Genomic DNA, 3,515 nt, shown 5'->3' on the forward strand with positions numbered 1-3,515 from the left:
GTCGATGTCGCCGCCGGCCAGCAGCGCAGGCAGCGTGGAGGCAAAGCGCAGTCGCTTGCCCGTGGCGGCCAGGTAGAGCGGCTTGATGCCGAAGCGGTCGCGTGCCAGCGTGAGGCGGCCGCTGTCGCGTTCCCATACCGCAAACGCAAACATGCCCTGGAAGCGCGTCACGCAGTCGCGGCCCCAGGCATGGAAGCTCTTGAGCACCACTTCGGTGTCTCCGTCGGAGAAGAAGCGGTAGTCGAGGGCCTCCAGCTCGCGGCGCAACTCGCGGTAGTTGTAGATGCAGCCGTTGAAGACCAGGGTGAGCCCCAGCGCCGCGTCGGTCATGGGCTGCTGGGCGTGCTCCGACAGGTCGATGATGCGCAACCTGCGGTGGGCCAGGGCGACGGGGCCCTGCTGGAAGAGGCCGGCGCTGTCGGGGCCTCGGGGTTGAAGGATCTCGCCCATGCGGGCGACCGTGCCGGGGTCGGCGGTGAAGGTGCCGAAGTGCACCTCGCCTGCAAAACCACACATCGGTGTGCTGCCTCCGTGGAAGGGGAAGAGCCAACCGACTGTGCCCCAAGACAGGGGTCAGATCAAATCTTCTGCCTTTAACTGCACGGCTGGGTGCGGCATCCCGCTGTCAACTTGCGCGATCTCGATTTGCTGCTCTCCCGCATGAACAGGGGCGATGCGGGCCATAACCCCTGCCCCAAGGGTCAAGTTGGGTTGACCGTTGCCGATATGGTGACGAGCATGTTTGTGATCCGAACCGTGGAGTGCTGTCGATGAATCGTCGTCGTTGGGCCCTGGCGTCCAGCCTGATCATGGCCCTGGGGGGCTGCGCCGCACCGCCGGTGCCCGTCGAGCCTGCGCCGCTGGCTCAGCCGGATCGTCCGGTCGCGGCGCCCCTGCGGGTGTGGGTGCTCACCTTTTCACATCAGCTTCTGCAGATCGATCCGGACCGTCCACAGCAGGTGCTGCAACGGGTGCCGCTGCAGGGCCTGGCCCATGGCGAGGCGATCGTCGGCATCGACTACCGCGTCGCTCGCGGCCAGCTCTATGCGCTGAGCAACCAGGGCCGCCTGTACACGCTCGACCCCGCCCAAGGGCGGCTGCTACGCCTGGGCACGGCCGATTGGCCGCTGCGCCTGCACGGCAGCGCGATCGGTTTCGATTTCAACCCGGCCGCCGACCGCATTCGCATCGTCACCGGGCGCGGCCAGAACCTGCGCGCCCACCCCGACACCGGGGCGCTGGTGGACGCCGACCCGAACGCTGACGGCTTCCAACCCGACGGCGACTTGCGCTATGCCGATGGCGACCCGAACGCCGGGCGCAGCCCGCGCATCGAGGCCGCGGCCTACACCTATAACAAGCAGGACGAAAAGCTCACCACGAACTACGCCATCGACGCCGGCCTGGGGCTGCTGGTGCGCCAGGGTTCGCCGGAAGGCGCGCAGCCGATGGTGTCGCCGAACACCGGTCAACTCTTCACCGTGGGCTCGCTGGGCCTGCCCACGCCGCTGCGCCAGGTGTCCTTCGACATCGCCGACCTCGACAACACGGCGCTGGCGGCGGTGACGCTGCCGCGCGAGCGCGTGTCGCGGCTGGTGCGCATCAACCTCGACACGGGCCGTGCCCGGATGGTGGGCGTGATCGGTGCGGGCGAGCCGGTGCGTGCGCTGGCCATCGAACCGTGAGGGCGCTCGACCATGCGAGGCGGGCTGTTCCTGGGGTGGGGGGTCGTGGCGGCGCTGCAAGCGACCGCCGCCTGGGCGGCCGACGTCACGGTCAGTGTGGTCGATGCCCAGGGCCGCTCGCTCGACGAGGCGGTGGTGGCCTTGCTGCCCCGTGGGAGCGTCCCGCCGCTGCCGCCCGGGGCCCAGGCGGTCATCGAGCAGCGCGCACGCCAGTTCCTGCCGCGGGTGACCGTGGTGCAGACGGGCACGCCGGTGCATTTTCCCAATCACGACACGGTGCGCCACCACGTCTATTCTTTCTCGCCCATCAAAACCTTCGAGATCAAGCTCTACGTCGGCACGCCCGCGCAGCCGGTGGTCTTCGACAAGCCGGGCACGGCGGTACTGGGCTGCAACATCCATGACCAGATGGTGGCCTGGGTGCACGTGGTCGACACGCCCTGGTTCGCGGTGACCCGCGACGGCAGGGCCCGCATCACGCAAGTGCCTGCGGGCGCCTACCAGCTCCAGGTGTGGCATCCGCGCTGGCCGCAGGGGCAGGCGCCCCATCGCCAGCCGCTCACGCTCGAGGCCCGCGGGGCCGAGGTGGCGGTGCGTCTCGAGGTGAGTCCCTGATGCCGGCGCGGACCGATCGCACGCTGCGGGCTTGGCTCTCGCGCCGGCTGAGCCGGCGCATCGTCACGCTGTTTCTCGGGCTGCTGCTGGCGGTGCAGGCGCTGAGCTTCCTGGCCACCCGCGAGAGCGTCGCTCGCAATGCCCGCGGTCAGATCGCCCAGGAGCTGCAGCTCGGCGAGCGCGTGTTCCGACGCCTGCTGGCGCAAAACGCACAGAAGCTCAGTGACGGCGCCACGTTGCTGGCGTCCGACTACGGCTTCCGTTCGGCGGTGGCCACCAACGACACCGACACCATCGGCTCGGTGCTGCTCAATCACGGCGAGCGCATCGGGGCCTCGATCGCGCTGCTGCTCGACACGCGCTTTGCGCTGCGCGCCGCCGCCCAGCAGGAGGCGACGGCCCTGATGCCGGCCGTGCACCGCCTGGCCGAGCGCACGGCCTTCGGCACGAGCCAGCGGCCGGCCAGCGAAGTCGTCGCGTTGGGCGGCCAGGCCTATCAACTGGTGATGGTGCCCCTGCGGGCTCCGCTGGTGATCGGCTGGGTCGTGATGGGCTTCGACATCGGCCCCGCGCTGGTGCGCGACATGCGCGAGATCACCGCCTTGCAGACCAGCCTGCTCGTGCGTCCCGATGACCGCGGGTCGTGGCGCGTCGGGGCCTCCACGCTGACGCAGGACCTGGCGGCTGCGCTGACCACGGTGGACTGGGAGGGCAGTGCCCCCTCCGCAGCCGTGCAGCGCGCCTCCTTGATGATCGAAGGCGAGGACTTCAGCGCCCGCAGCTTCGTGCTCAACCCGGACGACGGCGGCAGCGTGCGCGCGGTGCTGATGCGCTCGGTGGACGAGGCCGTGGCGCCGTATCGGCAGCTCCAGCTCGTGATGGCGATGATCACCCTGCTGGGGGTGGTCGTCTTTGCGGCCGGCAGCGTGCTCACTGCGCGGCGCATCACCACCCCGGTGCGCGCCCTGGTGCGGGCGGCCGAACGCCTGGGCCAGGGCGATTACCACGCTCCCGTCGAGGTGAGCAGCGCCGACGAGATCGGCGAACTGGCCCAGGCCTTCGAGCACATGCGCGTGAGCGTGGACGCCCAGCAGCGCGAAATCACCCGCTTGGCCTACTGGGACAGCCTGACCGGCCTGCCCAACCGTGCCCAGTTCCGGGTGTCCGCCTCGGCGGCCCTGGCCGAGGCGTGCCGCCCTGCGGTGCTGGTGCCCG

3 protein-coding genes and 1 pseudogene are annotated in these 3,515 nt (G+C 70.0%); 3 read left to right on the forward strand and 1 reads right to left on the reverse strand.

The features are described 5' to 3' along the window. Positions 1-516, reverse strand: a pseudogene (locus ACK42S_RS16580) (N-acetylglutaminylglutamine amidotransferase); the annotation flags it as partial. Positions 517-770: 254 nt separating this feature from the next. Between ACK42S_RS16580 and ACK42S_RS16585 the strand changes: the two are divergent. The 3 genes from ACK42S_RS16585 to ACK42S_RS16595 all read left to right on the forward strand — a co-directional run. Beyond that, a complete protein-coding gene (locus ACK42S_RS16585; protein WP_409710121.1) occupies positions 771-1,685 on the forward strand; it encodes a DUF4394 domain-containing protein in 915 nt (304 codons plus the stop codon). A 12-nt stretch (positions 1,686-1,697) separates the two neighbouring features. After that, positions 1,698-2,300 (forward strand): methylamine utilization protein, encoded by a 603-nt coding sequence (locus ACK42S_RS16590; RefSeq protein WP_409710125.1) that lies wholly within the window; start codon positions 1,698-1,700, stop codon positions 2,298-2,300. Next, on the forward strand, positions 2,300-3,515 hold a 1,216-nt coding region (locus tag ACK42S_RS16595; RefSeq protein WP_409710128.1), incomplete at its 3' end, for a cache domain-containing protein. The genes ACK42S_RS16590 and ACK42S_RS16595, both read left to right, overlap by 1 nt.

The organism is Caldimonas sp. (genome assembly GCF_046289365.1).
GTDB lineage: Bacteria > Pseudomonadota > Gammaproteobacteria > Burkholderiales > Burkholderiaceae_C > Caldimonas.